Raw genomic sequence first — 24,181 nt, forward strand, 5'->3', positions numbered from 1 at the left:
CACAAATTACAATGTAATTATGTAAAAAAATAACTTTTTTTTATTTATATATAAATAACACTGAAAAAAGTAATAAAAAAGAGCTCCAACTTGGAAACTCAGGTCGCCATCGATAATAATAGTTTTAATTCTTCAATCCGAAACAATTCAATCTTTATATTCTTCATTTTCCAATCTAGTTTTGGTTCGAAATATTTCTTCTTCATCATTTAATTTTTCTATTATCATTTGTCCAGTAGATAAAATATCTTTCTCACTTACACCATTAACAAATAAATCTGTAGTCATAATAAATAAAATTAAAACAAAAAGCTAGAATAAACTAGCTTTATAGTTTTAACGTGAACGTCCTTTCGTTTCTTCTTCATCTTCGATATCATCATTAGAATTAGTATTCTCTTCTTGATTAACAATAAAATAATTACCAGATTCTTTATCTAATTCATATTGAAAGAAATATTCATTAGCTATATTTTGTTCTTTATCGATACATAATTTAATATCTTTTAAAGCTTCTTGTGTATTTTCTATATTAGATGTATTTACATTGTTAAGAAATTCATTTTTATCAAAATGTTTAGAATAATAATCTTTTGTTTCTCAATCAATTAATTTATTTTTAAAACTAAGAGTTGAAATTAATTGATTTTCAATTAAATCATTATTTGTATATAAAACTAAATTATTTTGTAAATTATTAGATACTTTTAAAATATTTAAATTTGGTGGTATTGAATTAATGCGTTTTTCTAAATCATTCAATATTAATTTTTTATCTTCTTTGCTTAATGTTTTTGTATTTTGATAGATAGTTTGATTAATATTATTTTCTAATAATTCTTTATCAATAATAAAAACATCTTTTGTAACAGCTACTTCATTAACTTTATTTCAATAGTTTAATTTTTGATATGAACTATTATCAATTAAGACATTATTTCTTATAGTAGAAGGAGTTGCGGTTTGTAAACGAATACAATAATAAGTTTTATCTTTTTTGCTTTCAAAAATAATTAATGGATGTGCTTGTATATTTCCATTAGATAATATTTTTCCATCTATGGGTAGATTAAATATATTTTGTAATAAAGGATTATTAATTTTTAAAGGTTTTCATAAATCTAAACTCATAGAAAAATTATACAAAAAAAGAGGCATTAAACCTCTTTTTAAGACGAACTAAGAATCTAATCGGTATCAGCAAACTCTAATATTATATGATCTTGTTTGCGTTCGTATTTATCATATAACATCAGCTTAGATAATGGTAAAAGTATAGCATATAAAAATTATTTTTTATGTATATTTTTATTTTATAAATTCCAATTTTAAAAGTCCTAATTTTGCGTAAAATCAAAAATGTTACAAAAATTATAAATTATTACCAAGAAAAGCTTTAAAATCCTAAAAAAATTTAAACGAAAATACCAAGTTTTGTAAAAAACTTGAGTTTTTTGCTTACTTTTTTCCAAAAAAGTAAGTGCCTTTTTGTCAAACTTTTTAGCACATAAAAAGTTTGGATTAGAAGCGAATGCTTCTCTTGTAATTATTTATAAAATCCATAACAGGAGTCAAATCTTGACCGTAGTAAGGGTCTATAGACTTGCCTTTTTTAAAATACCGTCTTAATAACCTGTGGCAGTTTTCGATAGAGCCTTTTTCTCCCGAACAATATGGGTGACATTTATATATTTGCTTAATACCTGGCACTTCATCTAGTTTCGCATTTTCACTACCATTATCTATGGTTAGCGAATCTATTGTCAAGTTATATTTTTGCATTAGGTATATCAGCCCATCTCTAACACCAGTGCTAGTCCGCCGTACCATATGAAAATAGAAGCGTCTAGTCTTTCTATTAATTAGCGTTACGAAACAACATTGATCAGTTTTTGAACCAATAACAGTATCTAATTCATAATCATTATCTCTAAGTCTTTCATTGATTTCTGTGCTGCGTTGATCAATGCTAACTCCAATCTTTTTAAGCTTTCGACTGTCTCTTTTTGGGGGTCGTTTTTGTTTAATTCCTTTGGTGGATAAATTGACCAAAATGCCTATTTCAAGGTCTTTAAAGACTCTTTGTGATATCAAATTATATACCATAGATTTTGAAGGTTTATAGCTGTTTGGATACTTTTCTTCAAATCTTCTTAATATTTCGTTAGCGCTTAGCTTAGGCGTTCTTTTTGCTAAATCTTTATTATTTCTATTTTGGGTATAATCATCAAAAAGCTCTGTTCAAAAATTTCTAAAATCTTGATATTGTTCTATTTTCTTTTTTGAATATGCTATTCTTTTACTTTTATCAAAATTAGCAACATTTATCATAAATTCATCAAGATCTAAATAACGAACTTTTTTAATTTTAGCATCACAACAATCACAGGTTTTTCTATCGCCTTTGCCTAAATATATTCCTTTTGAATATTTAAATAAAAACCTTTTAATCGCTTTAGTCGATATTTCAATATTTTGAGATATTTCTTTTAAAGATTGAAAATTTAGTAATCCATATATTATCTGAAACACTTCTGCAAAACCGATATGGTTTTTGTGTGTCGAGTAGTTTTTCGAGCGGCTTAAAATTTCAGAGTAATTCTTATCAACAGCGAAATGAATTTGTGAAGTTTGAATTTTGTTATGCACATTTTTACTTCTAACCAAAGTACAGAAAATTTTTTTATCGTTTTTCATATATAATTATGTTGTCCTTTCTTTTTATCATTTTTATTTTACCAAAAGGACAGAAAAATCCCGACATTTTCAAATGTTGGGACTTTTATTTCTGGAATGAATAGTATATTTTTATTTTTTTCTAGTTCTTTTTGATTTTTGATATGTTCTTTTTCTAAAAATTTCTTACGTTTTGCAATAGCTTTTTCATATTTCTTATTTTTATTACGTCTTGCTCTTTTACCAAAACTTCATCCATATTTTCTTAATAATGTTTTAGTTAAAAATATTCCGCCCACTAATAAACCAATAATACTAATCACCATAACTAAAGGGAATCATCAAGTTTTAGCTATTTTCTTAAATCCCTTATCTTTATTAGGTTTATTACTTGGATTAACAATATCATCATCTTCATTAGGATTAGGATTTGGTTTTCATTCTGGATATTTTGATGGATCATATGCCTTATCTACTCGATTAATAATATATCCATAACCAAAACCTTTAGTAGTATTAGTAGGTAATAAAATAATTTTTTTACTTAATACTTTTTCATTTAAACCATTATTATTTATTTCTCTTAATAACTCTTCAATAATTAAATTTTTATAATGTTCTAATTGATTTTTAATATTTAAATCTTTTGATTCAAATTCGATATCAATATCTTTATCTCCGTATTTAAAAGTTTTACGTTTTTTAAGTTCTTCTAAAGCTTTAACTAATTTATCATAAAACTCTTTATTTTCTTTTAATTTAGGGTCATCATATTTAGATACTAATTCTAATCAGTAAGCATCATTATTAATTGCAAATATTTTATAATCTTTATCAATTTGTAAAGCCAATTTATTTGCTGCTTCCTTGACCAATTCAATAACTTTTTCTTTAATCTTAGATGGGTTAGTTTCTTTAATTATGTTTTTATTATCCATTAAAACATAACTTAAATTTTTAAGATTAAACTTACCTCCATCTCCAAGATTTTTAAAATTAATAGTTTTATAGTTATATAAATTAGCATTTTTGCCAATAAGTTTTAATTCGATAGGTTTATCTAAAACCTTGCCTCTCATTAAATGTGCAATTACTTCATTAAAATTAGCTATTTCTAAATCTTTACCTAAAATCATTTCGATTTTTTTACCATTTTTTTTAGTTTTATTTTTATATTCTAACAATTGAAAATTAATAAAACTTAATACTTTATTTTCAATAGCTTTTCGATAATTTTCATCAGCAACTTCTTCAGGTATATTTTTACCTTCGAATGTTTGTTTTGAAATATTAAAAGTTAAATTATCTTGAATATCGATTTTAGATAAATCAATGGGAGGATTATAAATATGTCAAGCTTCATTTCTAATATTAAAGTTTCTTTTTTGGTTTGCTATTTTGCCATTTCCTCTAAGAGTAAAATTAATTCCTTTGTATTCTTTTTGTTCTTTAGTATTAAAAATATAAACCTCAGCCGCTTGTTTTAATCAATTAGCTTTTGAATTTTGATCAGCTCATTCTTCTATAAATCAATTATTCGAACTAACTTTTCATCACTCATTTTGATATGGAAAATATTCACTAAGTTTTGCAGATTGTTTTAAATTAAATTCAATATAATCAATAATTGTTTTTTCTATACGCTCTGTATTTGTCCTGAGTTTCCAAGTTGGAGCTCTTTTTTATTACTTTTTTCAGTGTTATTTATATATAAATAAAAAAAAGTTATTTTTTTACATAATTACATTGTAATTTGTGGTATAATAAAGATATGAAAAAAGACAAATGACTATTAATTTCAAGAAAAAATAAGAACTCTACTTACTTATCTTTAGCACTTTCAGGAGGATTTGGCAAAGGTTATAAGAAATCTATCGGTATCGGTACAGTTGAAAAATGAGAAAAATATTGTTCTGATCCAGTAGAAAAAATTAAAAAACTATCTCAAAACTACAATACTGATTGAGATAGAAATATGATAATTAGACAATTAGAGTTAGATATAAGCAAGGTTAAAATTGAAACAAAACAGTTCAATTATGGATATGATTTGTTATACAGTTTCTTAGAAAAATTAAATCCTTTTAAAGATGCTAAAGTATCAAAATCCAAGTATTTAAATGATTTATTAAAATATATGATTTCAAATAGAATTGTAAATCCGGGTAGCATGCTTTCATCCTTTAAAAATAAAGACAAATTCAATATAAATTTAGAAGTTGAAAAGACCACATTTTATAATACTTTAGACTATTTAGCTGAAAATAAAAATAACATTTTAAAGAGTGTTAACGATACATTGATCAAAGATAAAAATAGAAAAATAGATATTATTTGATACGACTCTTCAACGGTATATTTTGAAAGTTTTGTAAGAGAAGGATTGAGATATCCAGGTTATTCTAAAGAGGGAAAATTCAAAGAAGATCAAATTGTTTTAGGTTTAGCAACAGATGAAAACGGCATTCCAATTCACTATAAATTATTCAAAGGGAACACTGCTGATGCATCAACATTTATTAATTTTATTTTCAATATAAAATCACAATATGAATTAAACAAAGTAACACTCATTGCTGATAGAGGAATGAGTACAAATAGAAACATAAGATTCTTAGAAGATAACGATATTGATTACATTTTATCTTATAGATTAAAAGCGGCTTCAAATGACCGAAAGACCTTTGCAATAGATGAATCCGGCTATTTTGGAGACAATAATTTTAAATATAAAGAAACTACTTTTTATTCGTTTTGAAAGAATAGAAGAGCAAACGGACACAAGAGAAGATTGGTAGTAACATATAGTAAAAAAAGAGCATTAAAAGATAAAAATGATAGACAAATTTTAATCGATAATTTTATTAAAAGACAAGATAAAGACGGACTAGTTCATGATCAAGTAATGTTCGGTCAAAAGAAGTTTAAATTCTTCGAAAAAGTTGGTGGTAAAGGTTATTACAAACTTAACTATGACAAAATTATCGAAGATGAAAAGTTTGACGGATATTATGCTTATGAAACCTCTAGATTTGATTTATCACCTGAAGAAATTGTGAATTTATATTCAAAACAATGACAAATAGAATCAAACTTTAGAGCTTTAAAAAGTGCTTTAGCTGTAAGACCTATTTATGTATGAAGTGAAAAGCATATTGAAGGTCATTTCGTACTTTGCTTCTTATCTCTTGTTTTATTAAATTTTGTTATTAATTATTTAAACAAAGGTTTGAAAGAACTCGGTGTTGTAGATGAAAAAATCACAATCAAAAAATTACAAGATGTAATAAAAGAAACAATCAAAACATGCAAGATTATTGACGGAAAAATTGAAAGTGAAGAATATATTATTAACGACAACAATAATCAAGCAATTCAAGATTATCAAACATATTTAAGAATTTTAAATGAATTAAAATTTTAAATTATTAAAAACAGCTCATCAAACAGATGAGTTGTTAAAAATTACATTGTAAAAGTTGGAAACTCGGGCTTCATTAAAATTAGCTATTTCTAAATCTTTACCTAAAATCATTTCGATTTTTTTACCATTTTTTTTAGTTTTATTTTTATATTCTAACAATTGAAAATTAATAAAACTTAATACTTTATTTTCAATAGCTTTTCGATAATTTTCATCAGCAACTTCTTCAGGTATATTTTTACCTTCGAATTTTTGTTTTGAAATATTAAAAGTTAAATTATCTTGAATATCGATTTTAGATAAATCAATGGGAGGATTATAAATATGTCAAGCTTCATTTCTAATATTAAAGTTTCTTTTTTGGTTTGCTATTTTGCCATTTCCTCTAAGAGTAAAATTAATTCCTTTGTATTCTTTTTGTTCTTTAGTATTAAAAATATAAACCTCAGCCGCTTGTTTTAATCAATTAGCTTTTGAATTTTGATCAGCTCATTCTTCTATAAATCAATTATTCGAACTAACTTTTCATCACTCATTTTGATATGGAAAATATTCACTAAGTTTTGCAGATTGTTTTAAATTAAATTCAATATAATCAATAATTGTTTTTTCTATACGCTCTGTATTTGTATTTCCATTTAAATTATTTAATTTATTTCATTTCATAAATGAATCACTAAATAAATCAATATTTTGTATTTCAGCAGGAATTATATCAGGCAGATCATATCTTTGACTTCATGTAACAAATCTTTGATATTTTTCTAGTAAAGACTCATAGCTTAATTTTTGAGCTTCTTCTTTAGATATATTATCCTCTCAATATAAATAATTGTAAAAAGCTTCACTTATTGCATTTGTAGAATTTCAAAATTTATTAAATTTATTAATTAATTCTATTCCGTGATTATCTTTTGCATGTCTTATTTCATCTGTAAAAAAGTTTTCTGGTTTATTATTCTTATCAATTAAAACTAATTGTACGTTAGATATACTAGAATCGATATCAGTGAATACAATTCATAGTCCCTCCTCAGACATATAACTAAATTCTGAAGTTCCATTAGTTAAGGGTATTTCTGTTAATTGAATATCATTTTCTTTTGTTCATTCTAAAGTTTTAGTTTGATCATTATTAATTCTAAAATCTCCAATTTTACACTTTCAATATTTTGCTCCAGAAGCTTGTTGTATGTCTTTATCAATTGATATATTTCTTAAAGCACCCATTCCTAAAACAGAAGCTTCTGCAATTATTCCATAATCTAAAATTTTATTTCCGTTAGGCAAACAAGGATAAACAAAAGATAATTTTTCTTTAATTTTTTTAGATAATGAAGAATTATTAATTCAAATTATTTGTTTTTTGGTTCCTGTTGTTGGATTTAATAATGGATTATATTTAGGATTTTTTATAGGATTACCATCTTTATCATTTTTTATTTCACCTTTTGAATCTAAAATATATTTAGTAATTAATTCTTTTTGATGTGGATTTTTATCTGGATCTCATCCATAATATTTAAATATTTGATTTGTTGGTTTTTCAACTATTTTATAAATAACTTTATATCTTTTAATTGGCTCTCCTGTATTGTTAGTTCCAACCGCAAATTGTTTAATTTCAATAACATATTCATTTTTAGCTACTGAATTAGTACTATTAAATTTATCTTTATCTAATCCTTCTTGTAATCCTATTCTTGAATCATCTTTGATATTTTTTCTATTATCAATTAATTTTTTGTTGAATTCTAAATTCAATACATCTATTTTTTGACCATTAACAGTTATAATCTCATTTTCACTTTTTGAGCTCCGGTAATTTATATCAATTGGTCCATGAATTAATCATTTTCCGCCATATCATTCTTTATCTTTATCTGGATCATCTTCATTATCAGGTAATTTAATTGGTTCATCTTCCTTAAAAAAACACTTTCCTTCTTATCATCATAATAATTAGTGTTTGAATTTAAATCTGATAATTTGTAGTTGTTTGGAACTTTTGATTTTGTAATTTGCAATTTAGCTTTCAGTGAATCTGATGAATATTTTTTGTATATATCACTCTCTACAAATTTGACTGTTTCTTTTTCTCTCAATACTATTTGTTTTTCTTTTGTTATTTGAAAAAGAAAACTAAAGGCTTGTTGTCAAAGAATTTCTTTATCATTTGTAATAGAATTAAAAGTTTCTTTTAAACTTCTTTTTAAGTTATTATGTTCTTTATCTTCATCGAAATCTTTTAAATTAATAATCATATCCATATTTGAATTTGCAACATCAATTACTTTTAATAATTGAATTGAAATATCAATTTTATTATCAGGTTTTATTAATGGCACATATTTATATTCAAAATTGAAATTATTTATTTTTTTTGTAAATATTTTGTTGAATAAAATATTCAATTTTTCAATATTAGAAATTCCATTTTTAAAAACTAAGGTATCAATTTTTGTATTAATGTTGCCCATTGAATCACTTTCAATTTCAATCCATTTTTTACCATTGCATATATTCTCAATATCATTATTAATATTTGATTCATTACAGAAAGTTTTTAATTCTTTAAATAAATCTATAATTCGGTTTGTTTTAATATTTGTATTATAAAAACGATTATCTATATATTTTAAATAAGCTTCTTTTTCATAACTGATATTAAAATTTTTCATATAAGCTACATAATAATTATATCAATTAAAATGCCCATCTTTGAATGCATATTTAAACTCAAAACCCTTACCGTTATCAAGTTTTATAGCTTCATTAAACACAGAATCAAAATTAGAATTAATAAAATTGATTCTATGTTTTTTTCTAAAAAGGAATAATAACCGATATCAAATAAATTTTTATTTAAATTAAAAATATTATCTTCTAAACTTGTATCTGACATATAGTCTTCTTTAATTGAATATGTACCATTTTTATATAGTCAACCTCATTTATCAACTTTATTTATCATACTTTCATAATCAATCATTGATGTTCCTGTTTTGTATGATAAATTCATATTTAAATGATTATCAGCATTTGAAAAACCAACAAAAGGGCGATGTTTTAATATTTCATTGCTAGATGTATAATAACCATTTGAGTATCCTTTTGTTCTGCCAACAGCTATATGTCTATTTATGCCTCAAGAATCATTTTTTTTAATCTTTGCATCATAATAATTTAATGTTTTATTTTCTGTTTTTGTTAAAGTTCTTATTTTATAATCCATTTTTAAATTTTGTTCAGTAAATTTATATAAAAATTTGTAATTGTTTAAATTATTGAAGTTTTTATTTGTAGTACTTTCTCTTTTTGAATATGAAACACTACTACTTATAGAAAATAAAGAAGCTGAAACTAAACTTAAACTTCCAACTATTAATAATTTTTTATTTTTATTCATCTTGAATTGTTTTAAAGCCAAATTCGTTAAAGTCATTATTTTCTTCATTTTCTATTTCATTATTAATTAAATTTTTATTCTTTTTAGCTTTTACAGAGAAAGTAATATTTTTTGCTACTATCTCTGTTTTGTAAATTGTTTCATCATTTTTGTCAATATATTTAGAATTATTTAACTTACCTTCTATTTCTAATAAATCTCCTTTTTTAATATACTTAGAAATATTCATAGCTATTTTGTTAAAACATACAATTTCAACGAAATTAGTATTTTTACTTTTTTCAATTAAAGCAACTTTAAAAGTTAAAGACGTTCCTTTTTCTGATTCAAATAATTTAAAATCGTCATTAACTACTCGACCACTTAATATAACTTTATTCATAGTTTTTCTCCTTAGTAATTTAGTTTTATATAATGTGTTTCACATTCAGCAGAGCAAAATTTTAAAATACCTTCTTTTGTATCTAAAAAATATTGCTCATTATTAATTTGTTTTTTGCAAAAGCAACATTTATATATCATTGTTTAAAACCTTTCTAATTTTTAATGGTATTTTTTTATTTCTAAATGAAATAGGATCACAATCTCTTACATAAAAAAATTGATCCTCCTTATTTTTGTAATAACAAGTTATTTTAATTTCACATTCTTCTTCACCACAATAATCACAAAATAAAGAATATTCAAAATCATAAGTCATAATAAATCCTTTTTTGTCTTACACACGCTCGAGCATGTGCCTATTAATATACGCACACGTGCTAAAACTTATTTTTCTTCAATTTGTTCTTGAACAGTAGAATTAGTAGCTCCTATTTCTTCCAAAATATCATCAAATTCATTTTCACTTAAACTAGCTAAAAAATCATTTCAAGCACGTTCACCATTTTGAATTTTCTTAGCTATTTTTTTAGTTCAATCTTGAGATAGTTTATTTACCGCACCTCTAATTGTTTTTTCAAAGAATTTAGATTCAGTAAGTATTTCAGAACTAGGATTATCTATTTCTTTTTCTAACTCATCATTGCTCTTAAATAAAGCGTTAATAATCATATTAAGCTTTAAGTTAATAATCGACAATTCAATATCCATACTTCTAAATCTTCGATTTATTTGTAATTGATATGGACTTAAGGCCGATCAACTTACTTTTCTTAAAGCTTGAAATAAATCGTGTTTCCATTCACGCATTATTTCTTTTTTTTCATTTGCTAATAAATAGCTACGAATAATATTATTTATTTCTTTATAAACTGTTTTGCCATTCTTTTCAATTTCTTTTTTTCAGCGGTAAAACATTCCTACATCTTCAGCTTCAGTAAAACGACCGGAAAATTGAGCATCATAAGCACTTTGTGTTTTATCTCTAAATTTTTCTTTTTTAGTCATTTCTTTTTCTTTAGCTTTTTCTGTGTTTAAAGAATTCATAATATTATCTATTTGGTTATCTCCACTTAAATTAATACCATCAATGAAATCATTAACTTCTTTTTCTTTTTCGAGTTCTTGCAATCTTTCTTCTGATGGTAATAATGTTTCGATAGTTTTATCACTAATTTTATTTTTCTTTTTCATAATTTCCTTTCTTGCGCACGTTCGAACGTGTGCCTATTAATATATGCACACGTGCCTACGCGTGCTAGTCTGATGCATAAGTAAAAAACATCTCTTGTTCAATTTGGTTATAATAAATATTTACTCTAATACGTTTATTTGAACTAATATTAAACAAACATCTTCCTTTTTTATGATTAGTCAAATATCTAATTTCACTATTTAATAATTGATTAGAATTTTTAAATAAAGTTTGAACTTTTTCTATATCAGTATCTTTAAGCCCAAAAAATACTGAATATTGAGAGTTTTGAATAATTCTAGAAGCATCTTCGACTGTAGAACTAGTAATGGTAAAATCACCTGGATTTTGAGTAGTAAAAATCATACCTGCATTAAATTTCCGAACTGTTTTAGTCATTTGAACCATATATTTTAAAATCGAAGGATTATCAGGATCAACGTATAAATGTGCTTCATCTACTATAACAGCACAAAATTTAATAGTATCTTCAATTTGTTTAGCATTCATTAATCGAATATTATTTTTAGCAATATACTCTCGTTTTAATATTTCATTATTCATTCAATTATTAAAAACAATTTCGCTAACAAAATTTAATAAACACATTGTTCCTAATTTTGCACCTGTATTATCAGCACCATTAATAAGATTTTGTGTATTAAACACTACAAAATCATTATCAAGCTTAATATTAGAATGGCCATTAAACAAATTTTGATATCTTCCATCATTTTCAAATGAAAAAGTTAAGTTCTCTACTAATTCATCTAAAATAGCCTTTTTAGCCATAGGGTTATTTAAATGATTAGTTTTGTATTTAGACATATATTTTATCAACTCACTCATTGTAGGTCATTTAGAAGCCTTTAAATGCTCAATATCATTAAGTTCATATATTTTATTTTCTTTATAGAAATCTTTAATTACATTTTGAAGCAAAATTCAACGATGAGATTCTAAATTTAAAAGTGTTTTAAAAAAACTTTCTAATCAAGATAAATGATTATTAATTAAAGAAACTACATCATGTTTCATTGAATCTTTTAAAGTATTTCTAACTTGTAAAGGATTAATAATAGTATTTTTACCTGCTCCTAAATCGATAATTTGTCCATTTAATTTTGTAGCTATATCAGTATATTCACCTTGTGGGTCAATAACTACAACTTTATTATTAGCAGCTAAAATAGAAGTTAATAATTTTTTCGTAAAAGTAGTTTTACCCATACCACTAGTTCCATTAACAAACATATTAAAATTAGTTCGATTCGAGTGATACATATCAAATAATCTAAAACTAATAGGTGTTCTAGTGTTCTCTGTAAAACCTAATAATAAGTTATTGTTATCATTATGGTTTTCACTTTCAAAAGGCCAACCTAAAGCCAAATTAATCGAAGTAATTTGATAATATTCTTGGTCTAATCTTTCAAATGGATAATTACATACTTCAGATCAAGCTAATAATTGTCGATATCTCAAATCATTAAGTGTAATATTCTTTTTGCTTGCTATATTTTTAGCAATTCGATATTTATTATTTAAATTGGCTATATCTTGATCTTTAATCACAAAAAAGAAATTACTATCAAAAAGTTTGTAATCGTCTCTGTTTACTTGTAAAGCCATTTCTGTCGTAGCTTGTTCATCAATAGACCCGACCATATTAGAAACAGGACTTCCTACTGCATTAGTAGTGTCAATAGAAGCGAGAATTGATTTATCTAATTTTTTATTAGCAAAATCATCAGATAAAGGAAAATTATTTCATACACAAGTTCCTTTAATAGAAAACAATGTTTTTCCTGAGTTTCCAAGTTGGAGCTCTTTTTTATTACTTTTTTCAGTGTTATTTATATATAAATAAAAAAAGTTATTTTTTTACATAATTACATTGTAATTTGTGGTATAATAAAGATATGAAAAAAGACAAATGACTATTAATTTCAAGAAAAAATAAGAACTCTACTTACTTATCTTTAGCACTTTCAGGAGGATTTGGCAAAGGTTATAAGAAATCTATCGGTATCGGTACAGTTGAAAAATGAGAAAAATATTGTTCTGATCCAGTAGAAAAAATTAAAAAACTATCTCAAAACTACAATACTGATTGAGATAGAAATATGATAATTAGACAATTAGAGTTAGATATAAGCAAGGTTAAAATTGAAACAAAACAGTTCAATTATGGATATGATTTGTTATACAGTTTCTTAGAAAAATTAAATCCTTTTAAAGATGCTAAAGTATCAAAATCCAAGTATTTAAATGATTTATTAAAATATATGATTTCAAATAGAATTGTAAATCCGGGTAGCATGCTTTCATCCTTTAAAAATAAAGACAAATTCAATATAAATTTAGAAGTTGAAAAGACGACATTTTATAATACTTTAGACTATTTAGCTGAAAATAAAAATAACATTTTAAAGAGTGTTAACGATACATTGATCAAAGATAAAAATAGAAAAATAGATATTATTTGATACGACTCTTCAACGGTATATTTTGAAAGTTTTGTAAGAGAAGGATTGAGATATCCAGGTTATTCTAAAGATGGAAAATTCAAAGAAGATCAAATTGTTTTAGGTTTAGCAACAGATGAAAACGGCATTCCAATTCACTATAAATTATTCAAAGGGAACACTGCTGATGCATCAACATTTATTAATTTTATTTTGAATATAAAATCACAATATGAATTAAACAAAGTAACACTCATTGCTGATAGAGGAATGAGTACAAATAGAAACATAAGATTCTTAGAAGATAACGATATTGATTACATTTTATCTTATAGATTAAAAGCGGCTTCAAATGACCGAAAGACCTTTGCAATAGATGAATCCGGCTATTTTGGAGACAATAATTTTAAATATAAAGAAACTACTTTTTATTCGTTTTGAAAGAATAGAAGAGCAAACGGACACAAGAGAAGATTGGTAGTAACATATAGTAAAAAAAGAGCATTAAAAGATAAAAATGATAGACAAATTTTAATCGATAATTTTATTAAAAGACAAGATAAAGACGGACTAGTTCATGATCAAGTAATGTTCGGTCAAAAGAAGTTTAAATTCTTCGAAAAAGTTGGTGGTAAAGGTTATTACAAACTTAACTATGACAAAATTATCGAAGATGAAAAGTTTGACGGATATTATGCTTATGAAACCTCTAGATTTGATTTATCACCTGAAGAAATTGTGAATTTATATTCAAAACAATGACAAATAGAATCAAACTTTAGAGCTTTAAAAAGTGCTTTAGCTGTAAGACCTATTTATGTATGAAGTGAAAAGCATATTGAAGGTCATTTCGTACTTTGCTTCTTATCTCTTGTTTTATTAAATTTTGTTATTTATTATTTAAACAAAGGTTTGAAAGAACTCGGTGTTGTAGATGAAAAAATCACAATCAAAAAATTACAAGATGTAATAAAAGAAACAATCAAAACATGCAAGATTATTGACGGAAAAATTGAAAGTGAAGAATATATTATTAACGACAACAATAATCAAGCAATTCAAGATTATCAAACATATTTAAGAATTTTAAATGAATTAAAATTTTAAATTATTAAAAACAGCTCATCAAACAGATGAGTTGTTAAAAATTACATTGTAAAAGTTGGAAACTCGGGCGTCTCTGTTTACTTGTAAAGCCATTTCTGTCGTAGCTTGTTCATCAATAGACCCGACCATATTAGAAACAGGACTTCCTACTGCATTAGTAGTGTCAATAGAAGCGAGAATTGATTTATCTAATTTTTTATTAGCAAAATCATCAGATAAAGGAAAATTATTTCATACACAAGTTCCTTTAATAGAAAACAATGTTTTTATTCACTTATCATTTAATTCAAATGGTAAAGTATTTAAACAACTAACTTTTACTAGTTCATTATTTATCATTAAATGATCATTTTTAATAATGACTTTATCATAAATAAATAATTCATCCAAAGAATTTTCATTATTATATTTAGCTTCTAATTCATTACAATAACTTTCAATTTGTAAATTATCGGATGTGTAGGAAAATGTAGGGTTAGCAAAATCATAAAGTGATTTTTCTTATCAATATAATTCTACCAAAATTTTTATTAAATAATATAAATTGTTTTTTGAGTTTGCACTAGTGCAAGCACAAAAAGTGGCCCTATATACGCGCGTATGCGGGCGCGCACCCTTGAATAGGGCAAGGGAAGAACCGCTAAAACTACTTACCGTAGTGCGGTTTTTCCCTTTTAATATATTATTACAAAGTAATAATATATTATTTTCGCATGCACTTCAGTTTGCACTTTTTGATTTTTTAAAAAAAGTGCTTGCTAATTGTTAGCACTAACAACTTTTATATATAATTACTATGTAATTATATATAATTTTTTACAAAAAGCGCAAACTCAAAATAAAAAGGCAATAAAAAAACGTGATTTTATAAGAAGATCACGTTTATATTTTTAGGAATATTTAATAGAATTTTTAGTTTTAAAAGATTAATATTTTGTCTTGAAAATGCATTTTTTGTATATTTTTTTAAGTAATGTCCAATAAAAGTTTCAGCATTTCCACCAAAATAATTAGCATTTTCATAGGTATTTATAAGATAGTTTTTATTATTTTTTCACAGTCTTAATAAGCTTTTTATTTCTCAAATTTTTAATTTTGATATTTTGTTTTTCTTTAAAAAATCAATGTTTTTTCTCAATAAATTTTCAAATTCATCATATTTTTTATTTTGCAAAAATCATAAAAATAAAGGAAATTGATTGCCAAATTCTTTTCCAAAAATATTTTTATTTTGTTTATTTTTATTCTTACTATAACCAAAACAATTGAACAAAATTTTATGAAAATGAAACTTATCATAGTGTCTAATAGCTTTAATATTTTGACTAAATTTTGTAATACATCTAGCACCATCACCTGATAAATTTATATTTTTATAGGTATAAAATTTATCTATTATTTCTTTAGTTTTGTTAGTTAAAAAGTCCATATTTTGATAAGTTAAAGCATTCTTATCAAACTGAAAAATAATTGTTTTATTTAATAATTTATGATTATTTTTATCCTGATATCCATTATGAATTCCTACCATTCTTACTCGATATTTACCATTATTTAAATGTATAAAAGCATCATCATTTTCTATCTGAATTGTTTGATATTTTTGAGTTAAAAATTTATCGTATTGAACCATAAAAGTTATGTATTTTATTTTTAAATAATAATGATAAATATCATAAGGAATTTTGCTTTTTAAAGCTTCATTTTGTTCCTTATTTCTACGTCTTAAATTTTGGCTTTTTATTGCTACTAAAACACTGCTTAATCAGTATCTTTTCTTACCCATTAATTTCAATATTTCATTATGATAATATGTAAATTTTTTACCTGTTTTTTTATCTAAATATTGAGTTAAATTGATAGTATATATTTCGCCATCGATAATAATAGTTTTAATTCTTCGATCCGAAACAATTCAATCTTTATATTCTTCATTTTCCAATCTAGTTTTGGTTCGAAATATTTCTTCTTCATCATTTAATTTTTCTATTATCATTTGTCCAGTAGATAAAATATCTTTCTCACTTACACCATTAACAAATAAATCTGTAGTCATAATAAATAAAATTAAAACAAAAAGCTAGAATAAACTAGCTTTATAGTTTTAACGTGAACGTCCTTTCGTTTCTTCTTCTGATTCTTCATTAGAATTAGTATTCTCTTCTTGATTAAGAATAAAATAATTTCCAGAATCCTTATCTAATTCATATTGAAAAAAATATTCATTAGCTATATTTTGTTCTTTATCGATACATAATTTAATATCTTTTAAAGCTTCTTGTGTATGTTCTTTGTTTAATTCATTTGTATCATTTAGAAATTTTTCTTTGTTAAAATGATAAGCATAATAATTTTTAGTCGATTGCTTAATTCGATTATTAGATAATGTAGAAAATATTTGATTAGCAATTAAATTATCATTAGTATATAAAACTAAATTATGTTCTAAATTATTTGATATCTTCAAAATATTTAAATTTGGCGGAATAGAATTAATTCTTTTATCTAAATCTTGAATGATTAAATTTTTATCACTATCATTTAGTTCGATAGTGCTTTCATAAATATCTTGATAAATATTATTTTCTAATAATTCCTTGTCGATAATAAATATGTCTTTAGTTACTGCTACACCTTGATGAGTTTTTCAATAATCATTAGTTTGATATGTTTTATCGTTAATTAAAATGTCATTTTTTATTGTTGATTTATTAGCTGTTTGTAAACGAATACAATAATATGTTTTATCTGATTTATTTTCAAAAATAATTAATGGGTGTACTTGAATTTTTTTATTAGATAATACTTTTCCATCTATTGGTAAATTAAAAATATCTTCTAATAATGGATTGATAATTTTTAATGGTTTTCATAAATCTAAACTCATAATAAAAATTATACAAAAAAAGAAGCATATGCTTCTTTTTAAGACGAACTACAACTTAAGACTTATCATTAGGCATTATAAATGTTAGATTTATGGGCTGCCTACTGTTCGATTACCCATAAATGTCCTCTTAAGTTAATTAAAAATATCATATCATAGAAAAAAATATTTTTTTATTTTTCTTAATTTTTAAGTATATTATAAATTCCAATTTTAAAAGTCCTAATTTTGCGTAAAATCAAAAATGTTACAAAAATTATAAATTATTACCAAGAAAAGCTGTAAAATCCTAAAAAAATTTAAACGAAAATACCAAGTTTTGTAAAAAACTTGAGTTTTTTGCTTACTTTTTTCCAAAAAAGTAAGTGCCTTTTTGTCAAACTTTTTAGCACATCAAAAGTTTGGATTAGAAGCGAATGCTTCTCTTGTAATTATTTATAAAATCCATAACAGGAGTCAAATCTTGACCGTAGTAAGGGTCTATAGACTTGCCTTTTTTAAAATACCGTCTTAATAACCTGTGGCAGTTTTCGATAGAGCCTTTTTCTCCCGAACAATATGGGTGACATTTATATATTTGCTTAATACCTGGCACTTCATCTAGTTTCGCATTTTCACTACCATTATCTATGGTTAGCGAATCTATTGTCAAGTTATATTTTTGCATTAGGTATATCAGCCCATCTCTAACACCAGTGCTAGTCCGCCGTACCATATGAAAATAGAAGCGTCTAGTCTTTCTATTAATTAGCGTTACGAAACAACATTGATCAGTTTTTGAACCAATAACAGTATCTAATTCATAATCATTATCTCTAAGTCTTTCATTGATTTCTGTGCTGCGTTGATCAATGCTAACTCCAATCTTTTTAAGCTTTCGACTGTCTCTTTTTGGGGGTCGTTTTTGTTTAATTCCTTTGGTGGATAAATTGACCAAAATGCCTATTTCAAGGTCTTTAAAGACTCTTTGTGATATCAAATTATATACCATAGATTTTGAAGGTTTATAGCTGTTTGGATACTTTTCTTCAAATCTTCTTAATATTTCGTTAGCGCTTAGCTTAGGCGTTCTTTTTGCTAAATCTTTATTATTTCTATTTTGGGTATAATCATCAAAAAGCTCTGTTCAAAAATTTCTAAAATCTTGATATTGTTCTATTTTCTTTTTTGAATATGCTATTCTTTTACTTTTATCAAAATTAGCAACATTTATCATAAATTCATCAAGATTTAAATAACGAACTTTTTTAATTTTAGCATCACAACAATCACAGGTTTTTCTATCGCCTTTGCCTAAATATATTCCTTTTGAATATTTAAATAAAAACCTTTTAATCGCTTTAGTCGATATTTCAATATTTTGAGATATTTCTTTTAAAGATTGAAAATTTAGTAATCCATATATTATCTGAAACACTTCTGCAAAACCGATATGGTTTTTGTGTGTCGAGTAGTTTTTCGAGCGGCTTAAAATTTCAGAGTAATTCTTATCAACAGCGAAATGAATTTGTGAAGTTTGAATTTTGTTATGCACATTTTTACTTCTAACCAAAGTACAGAAAATTTTTTTATCGTTTTTCATATATAATTATGTTGTCCTTTCTTTTTATCATTTTTATTTTACCAAAAGGACAGAAAAATCCCGACATTTTCAAATGTTGGGACTTTTATTTCTGGAATGAATAATTTTTAAGTATATTTTTATTTTTTTCTAATTCTTTTTGATTTTTGTTATGCTCTTTTTTTAAAAATTTCTTACGTTTTGCAATAGCTTTTTCATATTTCTTATTTTTATTACGTCTTGCTCTTTTACCAAAACTTCATCCATATTTTCTTAATAATGTTTTAGTTAAAAATATTCCGCCCACTAATAAACCAATAATACTAATCACCATAACTAAAGGGAATCATCAAGTTTTAGCTATTTTCTTAAATCCCTTATCTTTATTAGGTTTATTACTTGGATTAACAATATCATCATCTTCATTAGGATTAGGATTTGGTTTTCATTCTGGATCTTTTGATGGATCATATGCCTTATCTACTCGATTAATAATATATCCATAACCAAAACCTTTAGTAGTATTAGTAGGTAATAAAATAATTTTTTTACTTAATACTTTTTCATTTAAACCATTATTATTTATTTCTCTTAATAACTCTTCAATAATTAAATTTTTATAATGTTCTAATTGATTTTTAATATTTAAATCTTTTGATTCAAATTCGATAGGAATATCTTTATCTCCGTATTTAAAAGTTTTACGTTTTTTAAGTTCTTCTAAAGCTTTAACTAATTTATCATAAAACTCTTTATTTTCTTTTAATTTAGGGTCATCATATTTAGATACTAATTCTAATCAGTAAGCATCATTATTAATTGCAAATATTTTATAATCTTTATCAATTTGCAAAGCTAATTTATTTGCTGCTTCCTTGACCAATTCAATAACTTTTTCTTTAATCTTAGATGGGTTAGTTTCTTTAATTATGTTTTTATTATCCATTAAAACATAACTTAAATTTTTAAGATTAAACTTACCTCCATCTCCAAGATTTTTAAAATTAATAGTTTTATAGTTATATAAATTAGCATTTTTGCCAATAAGTTTTAATTCGATAGGTTTATCTAAAACCTTGCCTCTCATTAAATGTGCAATTACTTCATTAAAATTAGCTATTTCTAAATCTTTACCTAAAATCATTTCGATTTTTTTACCATTTTTTTTAGTTTTATTTTTATATTCTAACAATTGAAAATTAATAAAACTTAATACTTTATTTTCAATAGCTTTTCGATAATTTTCATCAGCAACTTCTTCAGGTATATTTTTACCTTCGAATGTTTGTTTTGAAATATTAAAAGTTAAATTATCTTGAATATCGATTTTAGACAAATCAATAGGAGGATTATAAATATGTCAAGCTTCATTTCTAAAATATATTTCTTTTTTAGAATTAGCATATAATCCTTTTCCTATTAAAGTTAATTTAACTCCTTCGTAATTATTATTTTCACTTGTTCCATAAATAGAAACATTAGCTAAAGCTTGTAAAAATTTATTTTCATCATTTATATTAGTAAATTCGGAAATAAATCAATCTTTATTTTCAATTAAATTTTTAGTTAATTTATTAGAAGCTATATTTTTTCTAATGTAATTCAGAACAAATTCCTTAATAGCTTTTTGATTAGTAAATCCATTAAGATTATCTAATTTGCTTCATTTAAAATCATTAAATATATCAATAGTTTTATCTATCTCATTAGGATTATAAAATTCTCAAGAACCATTTACATATTCATTATAAAGAGGTAATAAAGCATCATAAGATATTTTATTAATTCTAGCTTCTTCATAATGTTTTTCATTTATTAATCAATTTTTGAAATAACCCCCTAAAGTAGAATTTCAAAAAAGTTCAAATTTTCTAAATAATTCAATTCCATTGTTATCAAATTTATTTTTAAGCTCATCAAGAAAGTAATTTTTAGGAGTGTTATTTTCATCAATAATTACAAGCTTAACATTAGATATAGAGCCATTAGAACTAGCAGCAATAAGTCAAATACCTTCTTCAGACATATAAGCATTTTGACTAGTTCCATTTTCTGGTGAAAGTTCTTGCATTTCTAATTCATCGTTTTTTAATCATTTATTAGTTTGTTTATCATAGATTTTACATTTATAGTATTTAACATTAGAGTTTTTAATAATGTTTTTATCTACAATTAAATTTCTTAAAGCACCCTTGCCTAAAACAGAAGCTTCAGCAAAAATACCATAATCATTTAAAATATCGATTTTAGGATATCAAAATTTTAATTTTTCCGTAATCTTCTTATTTAAGGTGCTTTTAGGAATTCAAAGAATTTGTTTTTTAGTTCCAGTATTAGGATCAATAGATTCATCATATTTAGGATTAATCAAGGGATTACCATCTTTATCAGTTAAGGTTTTACCATCTTTAGTAAGTTCTGGAGTAATTAATTCTTTTTGTTCAGGATTAATTTCTGGGTTTCAAGCAAACCACTTCAAAGATTGATTTAAATTTTGTTCGACAATTAAAAACTTAATTTTATATGTAGAAATAGGCTCACCACTATTATTTGAGCCACTTTTATATTTTTTAATTTCAATAATATATTCATTTTTCTTACGTGAATTATTATCATTTAATTCATTTTGAGTTTTATTTTTGTCCTTTTCATCTAAGGCAATTTTTTCTTCATCATTTGCTGAAGTTCTTAAATCTTTTAGATGATATTTAAAATGACGGTTTAAAACATCGATTTTTTGTCCATTAATAAATAAAACTTCACTTTCTTCTCGATTAGCTATAAACTCAACTTGTAAAGGAGAATTAATCAATCATTTACCACCATAATTACCATTAGGTTCTTCTAATTTAATAGGTTTATCAGTTTCAACTTGTTTAGTAATATCAAAATTAGGATCTTTTTGAATATCATGTAATGATCTTTGATTAATTACTTTTCCATACTTAAAGAATAAACGACTTTTAAATCCTTTCTCTCCATATGTATCATAAATAGAACTAGCTTTAAAAGCTACAGGGATATTATTAATTACATTTTGTCCATCAAATAAAACTTCATAAAACATTTGATAAAGTTTTCTAGATTTTTCTTTATTTTCTGGACTTTGAAAATTATTAGAAAAGGATCAATTATTCATTTTCCCCTTTCTTTTAATTCAACCCTTAACTTCTTTAGCAATAGCTTCTTTAAAAGTTTTAGTAATATCTTTATCTTTATAAAATATTTGTTTAACTTTAAAAACTAAATTAAAACTTTTAGCATCTAAATTAACTATGACATCATAACCATATTTAACCTTAAAATTATTGAATTCCACTACTTTTTCCAAATTAGCAACCATATCTTTTAATTTATCAATATTACTTTTACCCCCTATAAAAACATTAGTATCGATAGGAGTGGATAAATCGCCCATAGTATCAGAATCAATAATTATTCTTTGATTAGTATTTTTTAACTTAAAAGTTTCTAAGAAAGTTTTTAAGTGATTAAAACTATTAATCTTTGTGAAATATTTAATTAAACTATAAGCATCGTCTAAATCTAATTGATTTCATTTTTTTAAACTAAAATTTACATCAATTTTATCTGAACATTGCAAGAAAAATCTATCATAAACCGATACATGTTGATCTATATTTTTTGATTTAGATTTTTGCTCGATAAATTTGTTATTAGCATTTCATTTTGTAAAAGTAATTTTATTATTAAATTTATGTATTTCAATATCATAATCTTTAGTTAAAGAATCAAATTTATATCGATTAATTCAATTAATAGAATAGTTTTCCCTTTTAATAATTTGTTCAATTTCTCCATCTAATCATTTACATAAATTAGTTTCCAATCCTGTGCCAGGATCTATGAAACAATCATATCGAGAATATTTTATATTTTTTAAATATTTTTTAATTTCATCAGGAATGCCTAATTCATTTTCATCCCTAGCGTAAATTTTTGAACTTGCATTAAAATCACCAAAAGGATTTCGTTTATAAGTTTCATCTAAACTTTTAGCTTCGGTTTCAAAATACGTTTCTAATGTGTCAGCATTAATAAATTTTTGATCTTTATATGGATTATTATTTCCATTAGTTTCATTATTAAATTCAAAATTATTTTGATAATCATTACGATTAAAATTTAAATTAGTAAATAATGATTCTAATAACTTTTGATTGTTTAAAAAACTATACTCATTATTTTGAATATAAAATTCATTATTAATTTCTATATTTTTAGAAAGACTTAAAGAAAATAAAGAAGCTGAAGCAATACTAAATATTCCTCCAGCTATAAAAAGAATTTTTTTACTCTTCATCTTCATCATAAAAATCAAAACCGTAAATATTATGGTTATTAAATTCTTCTGTTTTATTTTCTTTTTTGTCTTCTTTTTGTTTGTGCTTTGATCTTACAGAAAAGGTAATATTTTTTGCTAATATCTCTGTTTTATAGATAGTTTCATCATTTTTAGCAATGTATTTAGAATTATTCAATTTACCTTCAATTTCTAATAAATCACCTTTTTTAATATATTTAGTAATACTATTAGCTAATTTATCAAAGCATACAATATCTACAAAATTAGTCTTTTTACTATTTTCAATTAAAGCAATCTTAAAAGTTAAAGATACTCCTTTATTTGATTTAAAAACTTTAAAGTCATCATTAACTAGACGACCACTTAATATAACTTTATTCATATTTTCTCCTTAATATTTTATTTTCATATATTCATCTAGGCATTTACCAGAGCAAAACTCTAAAATGTCTTCTTTTACATCTAAATAATATTTTTGATATTTAATAGGCTTTTCACAAAATAAACATTTATATATCATTGTTTAAAACCTTTCTAATTTTTAATGGTATTTTTTTATTTCTAAATGAAATAGGATCACAATTTCTTACATAAAAAATTTGATCCTCCTTATTTTTATAATAACAAGTTATTTTAGTTTTGCATTCTTCTTCACCACAATAATCACAAAATAAAGAATATTCAAAATCATAAGTCATAATAAATCCTTTTTTGTCTTGCACACGCTCGAGCGTGTGCCTATTAAT

Annotated in this window: 19 protein-coding genes and 1 pseudogene; 2 read left to right on the top strand and 18 right to left on the bottom strand. The window is 24.1% G+C overall.

From position 1 onward, the window contains the following. Positions 1–6: 6 nt before the first annotated feature. From ACJA22_RS00350 to ACJA22_RS00365, 4 genes and pseudogenes are all read right to left on the bottom strand, one after another. Positions 7–288, bottom strand: coding sequence for a hypothetical protein (locus ACJA22_RS00350; RefSeq protein ID WP_406617165.1), 282 nt, complete (start codon positions 286–288; stop codon positions 7–9). A gap of 48 nt (positions 289–336) precedes the next feature. Next, positions 337–1,131, bottom strand: coding sequence for an Mbov_0400 family ICE element protein (locus tag ACJA22_RS00355; RefSeq protein ID WP_406617166.1), 795 nt, complete (start codon positions 1,129–1,131; stop codon positions 337–339). Between the two features lie 390 nt (positions 1,132–1,521). Further along, complete coding sequence (locus ACJA22_RS00360) at positions 1,522–2,697, bottom strand: IS30 family transposase (protein ID WP_406617158.1); 1,176 nt, start codon at positions 2,695–2,697, stop codon at positions 1,522–1,524. Between the two features lie 38 nt (positions 2,698–2,735). Next, positions 2,736–4,151, bottom strand: a pseudogene (locus ACJA22_RS00365) (conjugation protein); the annotation flags it as partial. 296 nt (positions 4,152–4,447) lie between these two features. On the opposite strand from ACJA22_RS00365, the gene ACJA22_RS00370 reads away from it, so the two are divergent. Further along, positions 4,448–6,100 (top strand): IS1634 family transposase, encoded by a 1,653-nt coding sequence (locus ACJA22_RS00370; RefSeq protein ID WP_406617167.1) that lies wholly within the window; start codon positions 4,448–4,450, stop codon positions 6,098–6,100. Here the strand turns inward: ACJA22_RS00370 and ACJA22_RS00375 are convergent. The 7 genes from ACJA22_RS00375 to ACJA22_RS00405 form a co-directional block, all read right to left on the bottom strand. Next, positions 6,089–8,014, bottom strand: coding sequence for an Mbov_0399 family ICE element protein (locus ACJA22_RS00375; RefSeq protein ID WP_406617583.1), 1,926 nt, complete (start codon positions 8,012–8,014; stop codon positions 6,089–6,091). The two genes, ACJA22_RS00370 and ACJA22_RS00375, sit on opposite strands and share 12 nt — an antisense overlap. Further along, the gene (locus ACJA22_RS00380) at positions 7,948–8,883 is read right to left on the bottom strand and encodes a hypothetical protein (RefSeq protein WP_406617168.1); all 936 of its coding nucleotides are present in this window, start codon (positions 8,881–8,883) and stop codon (positions 7,948–7,950) included. The genes ACJA22_RS00375 and ACJA22_RS00380 overlap by 67 nt, the downstream gene beginning before the upstream one ends. After that, the gene (locus tag ACJA22_RS00385; RefSeq protein ID WP_406617169.1) at positions 8,865–9,545 is read right to left on the bottom strand and encodes a hypothetical protein; all 681 of its coding nucleotides are present in this window, start codon (positions 9,543–9,545) and stop codon (positions 8,865–8,867) included. The genes ACJA22_RS00380 and ACJA22_RS00385 overlap by 19 nt, the downstream gene beginning before the upstream one ends. Continuing rightward, entirely contained in the window at positions 9,502–9,891 is a 390-nt protein-coding gene (locus ACJA22_RS00390; RefSeq protein WP_406617170.1) for a single-stranded DNA-binding protein, read from the bottom strand. Before ACJA22_RS00390 ends, ACJA22_RS00385 begins: the two co-directional genes overlap by 44 nt. A 129-nt stretch (positions 9,892–10,020) precedes the next feature. Continuing rightward, a complete protein-coding gene (locus ACJA22_RS00395; protein ID WP_406617171.1) occupies positions 10,021–10,209 on the bottom strand; it encodes a hypothetical protein in 189 nt (62 codons plus the stop codon). A gap of 68 nt (positions 10,210–10,277) precedes the next feature. Continuing rightward, positions 10,278–11,084, bottom strand: coding sequence for an Mbov_0398 family ICE element protein (locus ACJA22_RS00400; RefSeq protein ID WP_406617172.1), 807 nt, complete (start codon positions 11,082–11,084; stop codon positions 10,278–10,280). Between the two features lie 64 nt (positions 11,085–11,148). Next, positions 11,149–12,885, bottom strand: coding sequence for an Mbov_0397 family ICE element conjugal transfer ATPase (locus tag ACJA22_RS00405; protein ID WP_406617173.1), 1,737 nt, complete (start codon positions 12,883–12,885; stop codon positions 11,149–11,151). A gap of 122 nt (positions 12,886–13,007) precedes the next feature. Between ACJA22_RS00405 and ACJA22_RS00410 the strand changes: the two genes are divergently transcribed. Further along, positions 13,008–14,660 (top strand): IS1634 family transposase, encoded by a 1,653-nt coding sequence (locus tag ACJA22_RS00410; protein ID WP_406616757.1) that lies wholly within the window; start codon positions 13,008–13,010, stop codon positions 14,658–14,660. Here ACJA22_RS00410 and ACJA22_RS00415 read toward each other — a convergent pair. The 7 genes from ACJA22_RS00415 to ACJA22_RS00445 all read right to left on the bottom strand — a co-directional run bounded on the left by ACJA22_RS00415 (position 14,649) and on the right by ACJA22_RS00445 (position 24,133). Further along, positions 14,649–15,050, bottom strand: a complete 402-nt coding sequence (locus ACJA22_RS00415; protein ID WP_406617174.1) for a hypothetical protein — start codon at positions 15,048–15,050, stop codon at positions 14,649–14,651. The genes ACJA22_RS00410 and ACJA22_RS00415 overlap by 12 nt on opposite strands. Before the next feature lie 475 nt (positions 15,051–15,525). Beyond that, entirely contained in the window at positions 15,526–16,716 is a 1,191-nt protein-coding gene (locus tag ACJA22_RS00420; protein WP_406617176.1) for an Mbov_0401 family ICE element transposase-like protein, read from the bottom strand. Positions 16,717–16,764: 48 nt separating this feature from the next. Beyond that, positions 16,765–17,547 carry an Mbov_0400 family ICE element protein gene (locus tag ACJA22_RS00425; protein ID WP_406617177.1) on the bottom strand — a complete coding sequence of 261 codons (783 nt, stop codon included), beginning with the start codon at positions 17,545–17,547 and terminating at the stop codon, positions 16,765–16,767. 406 nt (positions 17,548–17,953) lie between these two features. Continuing rightward, on the bottom strand, positions 17,954–19,129 hold the full coding sequence (locus ACJA22_RS00430; RefSeq protein WP_406616729.1) for an IS30 family transposase: 1,176 nt from the start codon (positions 19,127–19,129) through the stop codon (positions 17,954–17,956). Between the two features lie 85 nt (positions 19,130–19,214). After that, complete coding sequence (locus ACJA22_RS00435; RefSeq protein ID WP_406617178.1) at positions 19,215–23,432, bottom strand: Mbov_0399 family ICE element protein; 4,218 nt, start codon at positions 23,430–23,432, stop codon at positions 19,215–19,217. Then, entirely contained in the window at positions 23,422–23,817 is a 396-nt protein-coding gene (locus ACJA22_RS00440; protein WP_406617179.1) for a single-stranded DNA-binding protein, read from the bottom strand. The genes ACJA22_RS00435 and ACJA22_RS00440 overlap by 11 nt, the downstream gene beginning before the upstream one ends. Before the next feature lie 127 nt (positions 23,818–23,944). Next, positions 23,945–24,133: a hypothetical protein gene (locus ACJA22_RS00445; RefSeq protein ID WP_406617180.1), complete on the bottom strand. Its 189-nt coding sequence runs from the start codon at positions 24,131–24,133 to the stop codon at positions 23,945–23,947. Positions 24,134–24,181 lie beyond the last annotated feature (48 nt).

This window comes from Mycoplasmopsis adleri (genome assembly GCF_045276205.1).
GTDB classification, from domain to species: Bacteria; Bacillota_I; Bacilli_A; order Mycoplasmatales; family Metamycoplasmataceae; genus Mycoplasmopsis; species Mycoplasmopsis adleri.